Consider the following 12,656-nt stretch of genomic DNA (forward strand, 5'->3'; position numbering starts at 1 on the left):
CCCGGCATCGATTAATATATTATTCAACTAATCTATTGAATAGTTTGCATCTAAAATGAATTATAGCAGGTGGCCGGTTGGGGGCAATCTGCAAGACCAGAGGGCAAGTGTCCATGAATCTGAACGATTTCATTATGGCCAACGAAGTACCGATCCGGCTGGGTTTCTTTCTCGGCATCTTCGCGGTCATGGCGTTGTGGGAAATGATCTCACCTCGTCGGCAGTTGAAGACGTCCAAAGCTGTGCGCTGGGCCAATAACCTGGGGCTGGTTTTTTTCAACAGCTTTATCCTGCGTCTGGTGTTCCCTGCGGCGGCAGTAGGCATGGCGGTGTTTGCCCGTGAGCAGGGCTGGGGTCTGTTCAACTATATCGATGCCCCTTTCTGGGTGGCCGTGCTGGCTTCCGTGGTGGTGATGGATTTCTTTATCTGGTTACAGCATGTGATGGTGCATGCCGTCCCGCTGCTGTGGCGTTTCCACCGCGTACATCATGCCGACCTGGATTATGACGTCACCACAGGTGCACGCTTCCATACCCTCGAAATACTGCTCTCCATGCTTATCAAGTTTGCCGTGATCATGCTACTGGGACCGCCGATCGTGGCTGTCGTCGTTTTTGAAGTGCTGTTGAACGCCACCGCCATGTTTAATCACGGTAATGTGCGCCTTCCTGAAACAGTTGATCGTTTTCTTCGGCTTATCGTTGTTACACCGGACATGCATCGCGTACATCATTCTGTCGAAGACGATGAAACCAACAGTAATTTCGGTTTCAACCTGCCCTGGTGGGACCGTTTGTTCGGCACTTACCGCGCTCAGCCACGTGCCGGGCATGAAGGTATGACGATTGGCATCCGTACCTTCCGCGATGACAAGTGGTGCAGCTGGCTGCCGGGTATGCTGGCGATTCCCTTTGTGGGCAAGGTACAGGGTTACGCAATCAATCGCCGCGAATGGAAAGACAATCATGAATAACAATCACCTTATGCGCATTGCCCTGTTTGTCGGGCTTGTTGCTGCGATTACACTGGCCGTAATTTACCGCGACCGCTTCGATGGCGCAGCACTGGAGGCCTGGGTGCATGACGCCGGGCCGGTAGCACCTTTGTTGTTCATGCTGGCTTACGCGCTGGCTGCTGTGCTGTTTCTTCCCGGCTCGGTGCTTACCCTGGCGGGTGGCGCATTATTTGGTCCTGTACTGGGTACGGTTTATAACCTGGCAGGCGCCACCCTCGGTGCTACCCTGGCCTTTCTGATTGCACGTTACCTGGCTTCGGACTGGGTGGCTGAAAAAGCTGGCGGTCGAGTGAAACAGTTGATCAACGGCGTTGAAGGCGAGGGCTGGCGGTTTGTTGCCTTTGTGCGCCTGGTGCCTTTATTCCCGTTCAACCTGTTGAATTACGCACTGGGCCTTACGCGGTTGCGATTGTCACATTACATCCTGGCGACGGCCGTGTTTATGTTGCCGGCCGCGGTTGCCTTCACCTACCTGGGTTATGCCGGGCGTGAAGCCGTTGCCGGGGGCGAGGGAATGATCCAGAAAGGCCTCATGGCACTGGCCTTGCTGGCCGTCGTTGCATTTTTACCGCGCCTGATTGCCAGTTTGCGCAGTGGTCCCATGATCGACACAGAAACCTTCAAACAGATGCGTGATACCCGCAAGGATTTGCTGGTACTCGACGTGCGGACCGCCGGTGATTTTGTCGGTGAGCAAGGTCATATCGAGGGGGCCGTCAATATCCCGGTCGAAGAACTTGAACAGCGTATGGATGAACTGGGTGATTACCTTGAGCGCCCGGTCGCCATTGTATGCCGAACCGACAAACGTTCCGCAAAGGCGGAACTGCTGTTGGCAGAGGAAGGCTTTGCTGACGTGCACGTGGTGCGCGGAGGCATGACAAAGTGGATAGATGCAGGCCTGCCCGTGGTTTGACGACAAGCGACTGTGTGCAGGTCGTGTGAGTTATCCAAAGGAGGTTGTTATGAATACTGACATTAGCATTGCTGACATTGTGGTTCACCTGCATCCTGATGCGACACCTGAGTGCAAAGGCCAGATCGAGGAAGGACTGAGGGCAAAAGACGGTGTGGTCTCGGTACATTTTAACGAGGAAGACCATCCGCATGCCCTGGTAGTAGCGTATAACCCCGAGGCAGTTAACTCGCAATCATTACTCGCGGAGATCAGGAAGTGTGACGAGAAAGCAGTCATGGCAAGCTTCTAGTTGCATTTGGCCGTCATCAAAAATGTCTCTACTACCCGTTATTACGATACCTTGCACTTGCGGGTCAAGGCATTGCAATGACGGGGTTTTTTAATTATGAAGAGAGCGTTTTATGTGTTGCCGGTTTTGTTGCTGGCCATCTTCCTGGCCTGGCGCTTTATCCGGCCGCTGAATATCTTTGTCGTCGATGATCGCTTTGCCTGGCCGGTCGATACCACACAAGCACCGCCGGTGCTGGGCGCATTGAGTGCAGGCGATTGTGCCGTTTGTCATCCGGCTTTCCATGAGGAGTGGCGTACCACGATCCATAGCCAGGCCTGGACTGATCCTTATTTCCAGGCTGACTGGCAGTTTGATGAATCGCAACATATTTGCAGGTTGTGCCATACGCCGCTCGACCGTCAGCAGCCGCACCGGATATTGGGATACCGCGACAAGGACAAGTGGGATCCGGTTTTGGTGGACAATGCAGATTTTGATCCCGGGCTTCAGCACGAAGGTGTGACCTGTGCCGCCTGTCATTATCGGGAGGGAAAAATCGTGGGTGTACTGGGGAATACCGATGCACCTCACCCGGTAAAGAAACTGGAAGATCCAAATCAGGTGTGTGTGCGTTGTCACATTGTGGAAGGTGATCGCTGGGATACCTTCTTCCGTTTCCCGCCTTGCGGAACAGTGGCCGAGATTCGTTCCAGCACCCTTAATGGACTGACGCCGGCGGAATCCAGGTCAATGCCACTAGATAAGATCACTGGCAATACCGGCGAGGTGACGATGACCGATACCCGTTCGCTGGGTTGTGTGCAGTGCCACATGCCACTGCTTGAACGCCCCCTGGTGGAAGGTGGGAAGGTGCGCCCGACACGGCAGCATTTATGGCGTGGTGGCCATGAGCCGGCGATGGTCAGGCAGGGGCTGGAGGTCAGGTTTGAAGAAGCGGACAAACAGGCCGGTGAACAACAATTTGTTTTGACCATCACCAATACCGGTGCGGCACACTATATTCCCACCGGGACACCCGACCGCTACCTGAGTATTGAGCTGCGTGTTCTGGACACTGCAAGCCGGGTTTTGAAGGTAGAAAAACATACAATCAAGCGCACGGTTATGTGGCGCCCCTTCATTGTTGACCTTTGGGATACCCGTTTGCCGCGCTGGCAACCCCGAAGTTATACCTTGTCGGTCCCCGAAGACGGTCAGCATAAACCGGCAGTTGTTGAAGCTGTTGTGCGGTACCATTTGCTGAATGAACGTCGACGCAAGCGAATCGGCTATAAGAACAGCGAGCCAATCGAATTTGAAGTCTTTCGCGAAAGACTTTCTCCGGGCGCCGGTTGAATCACAAGGGGGACAAGGATGAAAGCACGTGATCTGGTTATTCTTGGCGGCGGCGCCGGCGGGCTTGTGGTTGCCAGCGTAGCGGCGCAGCTCGGGCTGAAAGTCACACTGATTGAAAAAGCCGACAAGCTGGGTGGCGACTGCCTGCACTACGGCTGTGTGCCCAGCAAGACACTTATCCATGCCGCCCGGGTTGCATCGCTGATGCGTCGCGGTCCCGAATTCGGCTTGCCGGCCTGCGAAGCGGATGTGGACCTTGGTAAGGTGGCCGATCATGTGCAGTCTGTAATCGAGCGCATCCAGGTACACGATGACCCGGAACGTTTCAGAAGTTACGGTTGCGAAGTGCTGTTTGGCATGGCCGCGTTCATTAATCCCCGCAAGGTACAGGTCAATGACCAGGTGATCCGGGGCAGGCGGTTTGTAATTGCAACCGGATCACAACCCTTTGTGCCACCGATTGAGGGCCTGCAAGATGCGGGCTACCTGACCAACGAAGACCTGTTCGCTTTACGCGATCTGCCCCGGCGACTGGTCGTGCTGGGTGGTGGTCCGGTTGGCCTGGAGATGGCGCAGGCTTTTGCGCGTCTTGGTAGTCAGGTTACTGTTGTTGAACGTTTGCCACATCTCCTGCCACAGGAAGACCCGGAAGTGGCGGATGCCTTGCGGACACAGCTTGAGTCGGAAGGGATGGTTATACACGTGGCTACGACAGTCGAACGTGTTTCCCGGGACGGATATACAACGCTTGTTGGATGCAGTGAAGGGCTGACACTGGAAACCGATGCATTACTGGTCGCGGTCGGGCGTCGTCCCGTGGTCGAGGGTCTGGGTCTGGACATGGCAGGTGTCGTACATACAGAAAAGGGTATTCCGGTGGACCGGCGACAACGGACTTCACAGAAACATATCTATGCCTGCGGTGATGTGTGCGGGCCATACCCGCTGACACACATGGCAGAATACCAGGCCGGTATCGTAATCGGCAACGCGATCTTCCGGGTACCGAAGAAAACCGATTACCGGGTGGTTCCCTGGGTAACCTATACTGATCCTGAGCTGGCGCGGGTGGGCATGACAGAACAGCAGGCGCGCGACACGGGTATCGAACCCGAAGTACTGCGCTTCCCTTTCCAGGACATCGATCGTGCGATTACCGACAGGGAAACCGCCGGCCTTGCCAAGCTGGTTGTACACAAGAAAAAAATACTCGGTGCATCCATACTCGGCCCGCATGCCGGGGAGCTGATTCATGAAATCGCGCTGGCCATGAAGACCGGCGCCAATATCGGAGACATTTCGGCCACCATCCATGCCTACCCGACACTGGCGCAGGTCCACCGGCGCACAGTCAATACATTCTATGGAAAGAAACTGTTCAGCCCGGGTACCCGGCGACTGGTTAAGTGGATTAACCGCCTGGTGCCCTGAAAAGGTTGCCACAATGAAAAGCACTACGGGTCCGGCCGCCTACGAAGCCTGGTATCACGCGCCACGTGGCCAATGGATTGCCGAACGTGAATTTACGCTTCTGAAAAGCCTGCTCAGACCCGAAGCTGGAGCTTCACTGCTGGATGTCGGTTGTGGAACCGGTTATTTTAGCCGTCGTTTATCCCGGCCGGGTTTGTCGGTGACCGGAATTGACCCGGATCCCGAGGCACTGGAATTTGCCGGGATGCAAGGTGAAGCTGTTCATTACCTGCAAGGGAGTGCTCTGGAGCTGCCATTTCCCGATAATGCATTTGACTATACGACTGCCGTGACCAGTCTGTGTTTTGTTGATGACCCGATAGCGGCCTTGCAGGAAATGTGGCGTGTCACCCGTCGTGCATGTGTACTCGGGTTGCTTAACCGTCACAGTCTGCTATACCGGAGAAAAAAAGGGCAGGGCAGTTATTCCGGTGCTCGATGGGATACACCCGGTGAGGTTCTGAAGACATGGGTGCCTGTGCTCGCACCGACACCTGGTGAAATTATTCTACGTAGTGCTGTTTTTCTTCCCCAAGGGTCACTTATAGCACGCTGGTGTGAACAATTGACGCCGAATACGCTTCTCCTGGGTGGTTTTCTGGCAGTCGGGTTGAGGAAATAACCTCGTCTTTCTTCCGGTGGCTGGCCAGTAGTATTGTGTTTTGCACTCAAAAACTGGTGTAGTATTCAGACGATGATTATGGCACTTGCAAAAACCTGCGCTGGACGCCGCCTGGTTTACCAGGCGTTGATCCTGGTGTTCCTGTGTGCGCAGTCGCTTGCATCTGTGCACCGGCATGAGGCCGGCCAGGTGTCCGGTCATGACTGTGCCCTGTGCGTATATGCCACTCATGCCAGTCATGCTATTCCGTCTACTGGAATGGTGCTTCCAGTGGTGGTTTTGTGTTCCTTCGATGTGACGATACCGTACATTTCTCCGATACCGGAAATTTCGTCTTCCTTCCGCTCCCGCGCGCCACCTCCCGTCGTTTAGTACAAATTCCTGTTTCTTCTTTTTCGTGTTGTAAGCGCATGGCGCATTGCATACGCGATTGATCGATTTTTGTATTGGGAGACCCATCATGCTTGCAAGGAGAGTTGTATTTATGGCGCTTGCCGTTGCGGCGTCTGGCGTACTGGCTGCTTCACCAGAAGACATTGAAGCGTTGCACCGGGAACTATCGGATATACGCGCAGCCTATGAGGCACGCGTCAAGGCACTCGAAACGCGTATTGAATTACTTGAGAAAAATACGCAGCAGCAGAGTGCGGCTTCCGTACCGCCTGTTACTGTTGCTCCGGTTGCGCAGGAACGCGCCAACGATTTCAATCCCGCTATCAGTGTGGTGTTGACCGGTACCCTGGCAGACTTTTCTTCAAATAATGACGCGAGGGTGCCCGGCATGATGTCCGGCGGCGAGTCTGATCCCGGTGTTGAGGGTTTCTCGGTCGGCGAGTCCGAGCTGAATATCACCGCCAACATCGATGATCGCTGGCTGGGCAACCTGACGCTGGCGGTGTCGGATACCAGCGAGTCTACCGAGGTCGGTGTTGAAGAAGCCTGGTTTCAGAGTCTGGCATTACCTTACGATCTGACTTTCCGTGGTGGTCGTTTCTTTTCTGCAGTTGGTTACCGCAATGAGTTTCATGCGCATGCCGATGACTTTGTCGATCGTTCACTGGCGTACCGCATGTTTCTCGGCGGGCAATACCTCGATGATGGTGTACAGCTGCGCTGGCTGGCGCCGACCGACCCGTTCCTGGAGTTCGGTGCCGAGTATCTGCGTGGCGACAATTTCCCGGCCGCCGGTGCGGGGCACCAGGGCCGGGGTGTCTGGGATGTGTTTGCACATGCCGGTGGCGATGCGGGTATCAGTCACAGCTGGAAGGCCGGTATTTCATGGATGGCGGCGCGCGCGAAGGATCGTGACTCGGTTGATGGCAGCCAGTTCAATGGTGATGTGAGGCTGGCCATTGCCGATGCTGTCTGGAAGTGGGCGCCGAACGGCAATAGCTATCGACACAGTGCGAAACTTGAAGGTGCGTTGTTCTGGCAAAACCAGGACGGACGTTTTCGGCCTGCCGGTGGCGGCAGTCTGCCGTACGACGAAGACCAATCGGGCGGTTATGTCAATGCGGTTTACAAGTTTATGCCGCAGTGGCGCACCGGCCTGCGTTATTCGTGGCTGAACGCCGGTAACCCGGGTGCGGCGTTTGACGGAACGACACTGGACCCGCTCGGCGAGTCACCGGATACCTGGTCGTTGATGGTGGACTGGTCGCGAAGCGAGTTCAGTCGATTGCGACTGCAATACAGTCGTGACAACTCGGATGTTCGGGCGGTGGATCGTCTTTATCTTCAATACATATACAGTATGGGTGCGCACGGCGCGCATCCATTCTGAAGGAGTTGGTCATGTTGCGTTTTATGCTCTGGTTCGGTGTGCTGTTCAGCTTGCCACTCCCCGTTATGGCTGCGATTTCCGTGTTTGCCTGCGAGCCCGAATGGGCCGCGTTGACCCGGGAGATCGCGGGTGAACAGGTGAAGGTGTCATCGGCAACCAACGCCTTGCAAGACCCGCATCACATACAGGCACGACCGAGCCTGATTTCGCGTATGCGTAAAGCCGACCTGGTGATATGCACGGGCGCCGGTCTCGAAGCCGGCTGGCTGCCGCTGTTGTTACGGCGGGCAAATAATCCACAGATTCTGCCCGGGCAGCCGGGGTACGTGGAGGCGTCGTCAGCTGTTACGTTACTCGATCGACCACAGCGGCTGGACCGTGCCCAGGGCGATATTCATGCTTCGGGTAACCCGCATATCCAGATGAACCCGAATAACCTCACAGCCGTTGCCCGGTTGCTTGCACAACGCCTCGCTGTCGTTGATCCGGAACATGCCGGGCAGTACAGGAACAACCTCGATGACTTCCTGCAGCGTTGGCAGGCCGCTATCTCGCGCTGGGAGAAACAGGCCGCACCGCTTAAAGGTATGGCGGTTGTCGTGCAGCACAACAGCTGGCTGTATCTTGAGCAGTGGCTGGGTCTGAAGCAGGTGGCCACGATTGAACCGAAGCCTGGCGTGCCACCCAGTAGTGCCGATCTCGCGCGGCTGGTCAGGACACTGGAGCAGCATCCGGCCAGCGCGATACTGCACGCCGCTTACCAGGACGACCGCGCATCGAAGTGGTTGTCCCGGCATACCGGTATTGCGGAGGTTTCATTACCGTTTACCGTGGGTGGCTCGGAAAAAGCCAATGATCTGTTTGGTCTCTACGATGATACGCTGCAGCGGTTGCTGGCGGTTGTGCCATGATGCAGGCGCTGGTGGATCTGGATGTCATTGTTATGCCGATGCTGGCAGGGGTGCTGGTTATCGCCACTCACGTGCCGCTGGGGCGCGAGGTGTTGCAGCGCGGTATCATTTTTATCGATCTCGCGGTTGCACAGATCGCCGGCCTGGGCGTGATTGCGGCAGGCGTGATGGGCTGGGAGGTCGGTGGCTGGGCAACCCAGGCAGTCGCGGCTGGCAGTGCATTGCTCGGCGCCATTCTGATCCGGGGTTTTGAGCGCTACTGGCCGGAGACGCAGGAAGCGCTGATCGGTATCACCTTTGCCATGGCGGCGACCGGGGGCTTGCTGTTGTTATCCGGTAATCCTCACGGTGCAGAGCACGTCGCAGACCTGCTGACCGGGCAACTGTTGTGGGTCGATATAGATCAGCTCAGGCTTGTTGCCCTGGTGTACCTGCCGGTGCTTGTGCTGTGGTACTGGCTGGGACCGGGGCGTCTGCGTTTCTATCTGTTGTTTGCCGTTACGGTGACAGCTTCGGTGCAGCTGGTGGGTGTTTACCTGGTGTTTTCAAGCCTGATCATCCCGGCTGTTGCGGTCAGACGATTGCAAGGCCTGCCGGCCGTTGTGGCGGGGACCCTGCTGGGTGTGCTTGGCTACGCCGGTGGACTGGTCTGCTCGCTGAAATTCGATTGGCCGGCGGGGCCTACCGTGGTGTGGATGCTGGCCATCACGGGTCTGTTATCCGGCGCTGTTATCGCACGCTTTCAGTCGCGCCGGATGCCGGCCTGAAGGGAAGGGTGATGATTTTCAACCCGATCGGGATGCTGTGCCTGTCAATTGAACCGCAGCCGAGACAATATCCTCCACCCGGGGAATACTCGCCGCTTCCAGTTCAGCATTGAAGGGTGTCGGCATGTCCAGTCCGGCAACCCGTACCGGTACGGCATCCAGGTCAAAAAAGCAGCGTTCGGTCAGGCCGGCAGCGATCTCTGCGCCTGCACCGGCGAACCGGCAGTCTTCCTCGACCACCACCAGCCTGTGTGTCTTGTGCAGCGACCTGGCGCAAGTCTCCCAGTCAATCGGACTCAGGCTGCGCAGATCGATCACTTCGGCCTGGATGTTCTGTTCCGCCAGTTGCTGCGCAGCCTCGACAGCCAGGTTGGCCATTCTTGAGTAACTGACAAGGGTCAGGTCCGTGCCTTCTCGACGTACGATTGCCTGGTGCATGGGTGGTGGCGGTGTAACAGGATCCAGTTTGCCTTTTTCAAAGTACAGTAACTCATGTTCCAGTACGATGACCGGGTCATCACTGGCAATGGCCTGGCGCAGTTGCCACCAGGCATCCTGTGGTGTGGCGGGTACCACAATGCGCAGGCCGGGGACGTTCATCAGGGTGTGCTCGAGTCGCTGTGAGTGTTGTGCAGCAAGCTGCCGGGCAACACCGCCCGGCATACGAATCACCAGCGGCATGGGAAACTGTCCGCCGGACATAAAGGGAATCTTGGCGGCCATGTTGATAATGGCATCGAGTGCCAGTAGTGCAAAGTTGATGGTCATGATTTCCACCACCGGCCGCATACCGGTGAGTGCGGCACCCACACCCAGGCCGGTAAACCCGCCTTCCGAGATCGGTGTGTCGCGAACACGCCATTCACCGTATTTTGCATACAGTCCCTCGGTTACACGGTAGGAGCCACCATACAGGCCCACGTCTTCGCCGAGCGTAAACACCGATTCATCACTCGCCATTTCAATATCGAGTGCCCGGTTCAGCGCCTGCCAGAGCATCAGGTTTTCAGTCATGGTGTGATGCCTCCAGCAGGGTTTCATGTCGACGATTGCAGTACAGACTGTCCCGGGCATCCTGCAGGGTGGGTGACGGGCTGGACAGTGCAAACTGTACGGCATCTTCTACCACGTCATCGATTTCACGCCGGACATTTTCAATGTGCTGTTCATTGAAGTGCCCGGTGGCCGAGACGTGGCACACCAGCTGGTCAACCAGGTCAGGCCCGGCAGCGGCAATTTCGGCCTGGCTGGGGTATCCGATCCCGGCTTCATGGATAACGGTTTCTACCGGGTCGCGACTGGCCTGGGAACTGACTTCCGAGCGCGGTCGGTAGTTGCCTGCGTCGGCCATCGAGTGACCGCGGAAACGGTAGGTTTCAAATTCCAGCAACTGGGGGCCATTGCCGGCACGGATTTTTGCCAGTGCGTGCCGTGTGGCTTCGTAGACATTAATCACATCCATGCCATCGAGTTTTTCGGCCGGGATATTATAGGCGCAGGCACGCTTGTAGACGTCCACCACGGCGGAATGACGATGAATTTCTGTGCCGATCTGGTAATGGTTGTTCTCACAGACGAACAGCACAGGCAGGTTCCACAGTGACGCCATGTTCAGTGCTTCATGGAATGTGCCCTGGTTGACAGCGCCGTCACCGAAAAAGCAGATGACAGCTTCGGGCAGATCACGCAGTGCAATGCTGTAGCCTATGCCGGTGGCAACCGGGAAGGTTTCGCCAACGATAGCGTAGCCCCCCATGAAGCGGCACTGCTTGTCGAACAGGTGCATGGAACCCCCCATGCCTTTGCAGATACCGTCCCGGCGCCCGAACAGTTCCGCCATTACCTGGCGAGCCGGGATACCGCGCACCAGCGCGTGTACGTGTTCGCGGTAGGTGGTGATCAGATAATCACTGGGCTCTGCGGCATGGATGACGCCGACCGCTACCGCTTCTTCACCGGGGTACAGGTGCAGAAAGCCGGCAATATTGCCATTGCTGTATTCCTGTGCAGCACGTTCTTCGAATGCACGCGCCAGTAGCATGTCATATAAAAAGCGGTGCAGGGTATCTCTGTCCATGTCAGCTGGCTTCCGGCAGGAATTCATTAATCGCATCCAGCAGCGGTGTCAGGTACATGTAGGCAGGCCCGCCGTGCATGATAACCGCCATAAAGCCGGCTTCCATGATTTCATCCCGGCTTGCACCTGCCCTGGCGGCCTGTTCGACGTGGAAGGCGATACACCATTCACACTGGGCCGCCACGCCGAGTGCAACATTGATCAGCTCCTTGTCGCGGATGCCCAGTGCCTTGCCGGATTCTGCCTTGCTGAGGAAACCAAGAAAGGCGTTGGTTTCAGTCGGGTAGTCCTTGCGCAGGGATTTCGTCAGCGCCATGACCTCATCGAGTTTGTTCTGCATCCTGCCCATCGGGGTTCTCCTCGGGAAAGCGGTTAGCGGTTATTCTGCGTGAAGCAGTGCGCCGGTGATGCAACCTGGGTGACAATCGGCCGCATGATTCAGGCGGCAGGTTCCATGTCGGGCCGGTATTCGCCAAGCATGGCCAGGTGATTCAGGCGTGCGCGTTCCAGTAGCGCCTTCTGGGCGGCGGGGACATTCTCCGGTTTACCCAACCAGGCATGAAGTGCCGTTTGCTGCAGGGCACGTCCGTAGGAAATGCTCAGCCGCCAGGGCGAGTCAGCCCCTTGCCGGTTCAGCGCATTCAGGTTGGCGGTAGCTTCTTCCGGTCCCTGTCCACCGGACAGGAAGTTAATACTTGGAACGGCCGCCGGCACGGTGCGACGCAGCACCCTGAGGGTGGCTTCGGCCACTTCATCCGGCTCGGCACGACGGCAGTCCTTGCCGGGCAGTACCATATTCGGTTTCAGGATCATCAGTTCAAGCGCCACGTGGTGGCGGTGCAGGGCGTGGAACACCGCATGTTGCACGGCTTCTGTGACCTGCGCATGACGGTCGATGTCGTGATCACCATCCATCAGGACTTCCGGCTCGACAATCGGCACCAGTCCCTCAGCCTGGCAGACAGCGGCATAGCGCGCGAGCATTTCCGCGTTGGCCTCGATGCCGTGTTGTGACGGGTTATGTTTTTCGATGGCGTAGACCTCGCGCCACTTGGCGAAACGTGCACCCTGTGCTTTATAGGTCTTCAGGCGATCAGCGAGACCGTCGAGCCCCTGGGTGATGAGGTCGCCGGGTGACAGCGCCAACGGGACCTTGCCCTTGTCGACCTTGATGCCGGGGACGATCTTTTGTGCCCAGGCCGCTTCCGGTATGGTTTTTCCGTCTGGTGTGTTCTGTCCAAGGGTTTCTTCAAACAGAATGATTCCGCTGATGTATTCACCGAGGCCTTCGGTTGTCACCAGCAGGCTGCGCCAGGCGCGCCGGGTTTCTTCTGTTGATTCAACGTTAATCGCCTTGAATCGCTTGGCAATGGTCGGTGAGCTTTCATCAGCGGCGAGGATGCCACGACCTTTTTGCACCATATCCCTGATCGTGTTTTCAAGTTCGCTCTGGTATTCCATATC

General features: G+C 56.7%; 13 protein-coding genes. 9 read left to right on the top strand and 4 right to left on the bottom strand.

Annotated elements, in window-relative coordinates; translation table 11 throughout:
• The first annotated feature begins 113 nt into the window (after nt 1-113).
• The 9 genes from DFR30_RS04770 to DFR30_RS04815 all read left to right on the top strand — a co-directional run bounded on the left by DFR30_RS04770 (nt 114) and on the right by DFR30_RS04815 (nt 9,115).
• A complete protein-coding gene (locus tag DFR30_RS04770; RefSeq protein ID WP_132971578.1) occupies nt 114-974 on the top strand; it encodes a sterol desaturase family protein in 861 nt (286 codons plus the stop codon).
• The gene (locus tag DFR30_RS04775) at nt 967-1,932 is read left to right on the top strand and encodes a VTT domain-containing protein (protein WP_132971579.1); all 966 of its coding nucleotides are present in this window, start codon (nt 967-969) and stop codon (nt 1,930-1,932) included. Before DFR30_RS04770 ends, DFR30_RS04775 begins: the two co-directional genes overlap by 8 nt.
• 49 nt (nt 1,933-1,981) lie before the next feature.
• Complete coding sequence (locus DFR30_RS04780) at nt 1,982-2,224, top strand: ATP-binding protein (RefSeq protein WP_132971580.1); 243 nt, start codon at nt 1,982-1,984, stop codon at nt 2,222-2,224.
• Between the two features lie 96 nt (nt 2,225-2,320).
• Nucleotides 2,321-3,562 (top strand): hypothetical protein, encoded by a 1,242-nt coding sequence (locus DFR30_RS04785; RefSeq protein WP_132971581.1) that lies wholly within the window; start codon nt 2,321-2,323, stop codon nt 3,560-3,562.
• 18 nt (nt 3,563-3,580) lie between these two features.
• Complete coding sequence (locus tag DFR30_RS04790; protein WP_132971582.1) at nt 3,581-4,993, top strand: dihydrolipoyl dehydrogenase family protein; 1,413 nt, start codon at nt 3,581-3,583, stop codon at nt 4,991-4,993.
• Nucleotides 4,994-5,006: 13 nt separating this feature from the next.
• Complete coding sequence (locus DFR30_RS04795; protein WP_132971583.1) at nt 5,007-5,654, top strand: class I SAM-dependent methyltransferase; 648 nt, start codon at nt 5,007-5,009, stop codon at nt 5,652-5,654.
• A 484-nt stretch (nt 5,655-6,138) separates the two neighbouring features.
• Entirely contained in the window at nt 6,139-7,437 is a 1,299-nt protein-coding gene (locus DFR30_RS04805) for a hypothetical protein (protein WP_132971585.1), read from the top strand.
• Between the two features lie 11 nt (nt 7,438-7,448).
• Nucleotides 7,449-8,348 (top strand): metal ABC transporter substrate-binding protein, encoded by a 900-nt coding sequence (locus DFR30_RS04810; protein ID WP_132971586.1) that lies wholly within the window; start codon nt 7,449-7,451, stop codon nt 8,346-8,348.
• Nucleotides 8,345-9,115, top strand: a complete 771-nt coding sequence (locus DFR30_RS04815; protein ID WP_132971587.1) for a metal ABC transporter permease — start codon at nt 8,345-8,347, stop codon at nt 9,113-9,115. The genes DFR30_RS04810 and DFR30_RS04815 overlap by 4 nt, the downstream gene beginning before the upstream one ends.
• An 18-nt stretch (nt 9,116-9,133) precedes the next feature.
• Here the strand turns inward: DFR30_RS04815 and DFR30_RS04820 are convergent, their stop codons facing one another.
• The 4 genes from DFR30_RS04820 to DFR30_RS04835 form a co-directional block, all read right to left on the bottom strand.
• Entirely contained in the window at nt 9,134-10,129 is a 996-nt protein-coding gene (locus DFR30_RS04820; protein WP_132971588.1) for an alpha-ketoacid dehydrogenase subunit beta, read from the bottom strand.
• Nucleotides 10,122-11,192, bottom strand: coding sequence for a thiamine pyrophosphate-dependent enzyme (locus DFR30_RS04825; protein WP_132971589.1), 1,071 nt, complete (start codon nt 11,190-11,192; stop codon nt 10,122-10,124). The genes DFR30_RS04820 and DFR30_RS04825 overlap by 8 nt, the downstream gene beginning before the upstream one ends.
• Before the next feature lies 1 nt (nt 11,193).
• Complete coding sequence (locus tag DFR30_RS04830) at nt 11,194-11,541, bottom strand: carboxymuconolactone decarboxylase family protein (RefSeq protein ID WP_132971590.1); 348 nt, start codon at nt 11,539-11,541, stop codon at nt 11,194-11,196.
• A gap of 89 nt (nt 11,542-11,630) precedes the next feature.
• Nucleotides 11,631-12,653 (bottom strand): class I fructose-bisphosphate aldolase, encoded by a 1,023-nt coding sequence (locus DFR30_RS04835; protein ID WP_132971591.1) that lies wholly within the window; start codon nt 12,651-12,653, stop codon nt 11,631-11,633.
• Between the last annotated feature and the right edge of the window lie 3 nt (nt 12,654-12,656).

The sequence above is a fragment of the Thiogranum longum genome (genome assembly GCF_004339085.1).
GTDB lineage: Bacteria > Pseudomonadota > Gammaproteobacteria > DSM-19610 > DSM-19610 > Thiogranum > Thiogranum longum.

Bases quoted from the DNA above. Each gene is read 5' to 3' on its own strand.
- DFR30_RS04770 (WP_132971578.1), top strand. From the start codon at position 114: ATGAATCTGAACGATTTCATTATGGCCAACGAAGTACCGATCCGGCTG.
- DFR30_RS04775 (WP_132971579.1), top strand. From the start codon at position 967: ATGAATAACAATCACCTTATGCGCATTGCCCTGTTTGTCGGGCTTGTT.
- DFR30_RS04780 (WP_132971580.1), top strand. From the start codon at position 1,982: ATGAATACTGACATTAGCATTGCTGACATTGTGGTTCACCTGCATCCT.
- DFR30_RS04785 (WP_132971581.1), top strand. From the start codon at position 2,321: ATGAAGAGAGCGTTTTATGTGTTGCCGGTTTTGTTGCTGGCCATCTTC.
- DFR30_RS04790 (WP_132971582.1), top strand. From the start codon at position 3,581: ATGAAAGCACGTGATCTGGTTATTCTTGGCGGCGGCGCCGGCGGGCTT.
- DFR30_RS04795 (WP_132971583.1), top strand. From the start codon at position 5,007: ATGAAAAGCACTACGGGTCCGGCCGCCTACGAAGCCTGGTATCACGCG.
- DFR30_RS04805 (WP_132971585.1), top strand. From the start codon at position 6,139: ATGGCGCTTGCCGTTGCGGCGTCTGGCGTACTGGCTGCTTCACCAGAA.
- DFR30_RS04810 (WP_132971586.1), top strand. From the start codon at position 7,449: ATGTTGCGTTTTATGCTCTGGTTCGGTGTGCTGTTCAGCTTGCCACTC.
- DFR30_RS04815 (WP_132971587.1), top strand. From the start codon at position 8,345: ATGATGCAGGCGCTGGTGGATCTGGATGTCATTGTTATGCCGATGCTG.
- DFR30_RS04820 (WP_132971588.1), bottom strand. From the start codon at position 10,129: ATGACTGAAAACCTGATGCTCTGGCAGGCGCTGAACCGGGCACTCGAT.
- DFR30_RS04825 (WP_132971589.1), bottom strand. From the start codon at position 11,192: ATGGACAGAGATACCCTGCACCGCTTTTTATATGACATGCTACTGGCG.
- DFR30_RS04830 (WP_132971590.1), bottom strand. From the start codon at position 11,541: ATGGGCAGGATGCAGAACAAACTCGATGAGGTCATGGCGCTGACGAAA.
- DFR30_RS04835 (WP_132971591.1), bottom strand. From the start codon at position 12,653: ATGGAATACCAGAGCGAACTTGAAAACACGATCAGGGATATGGTGCAA.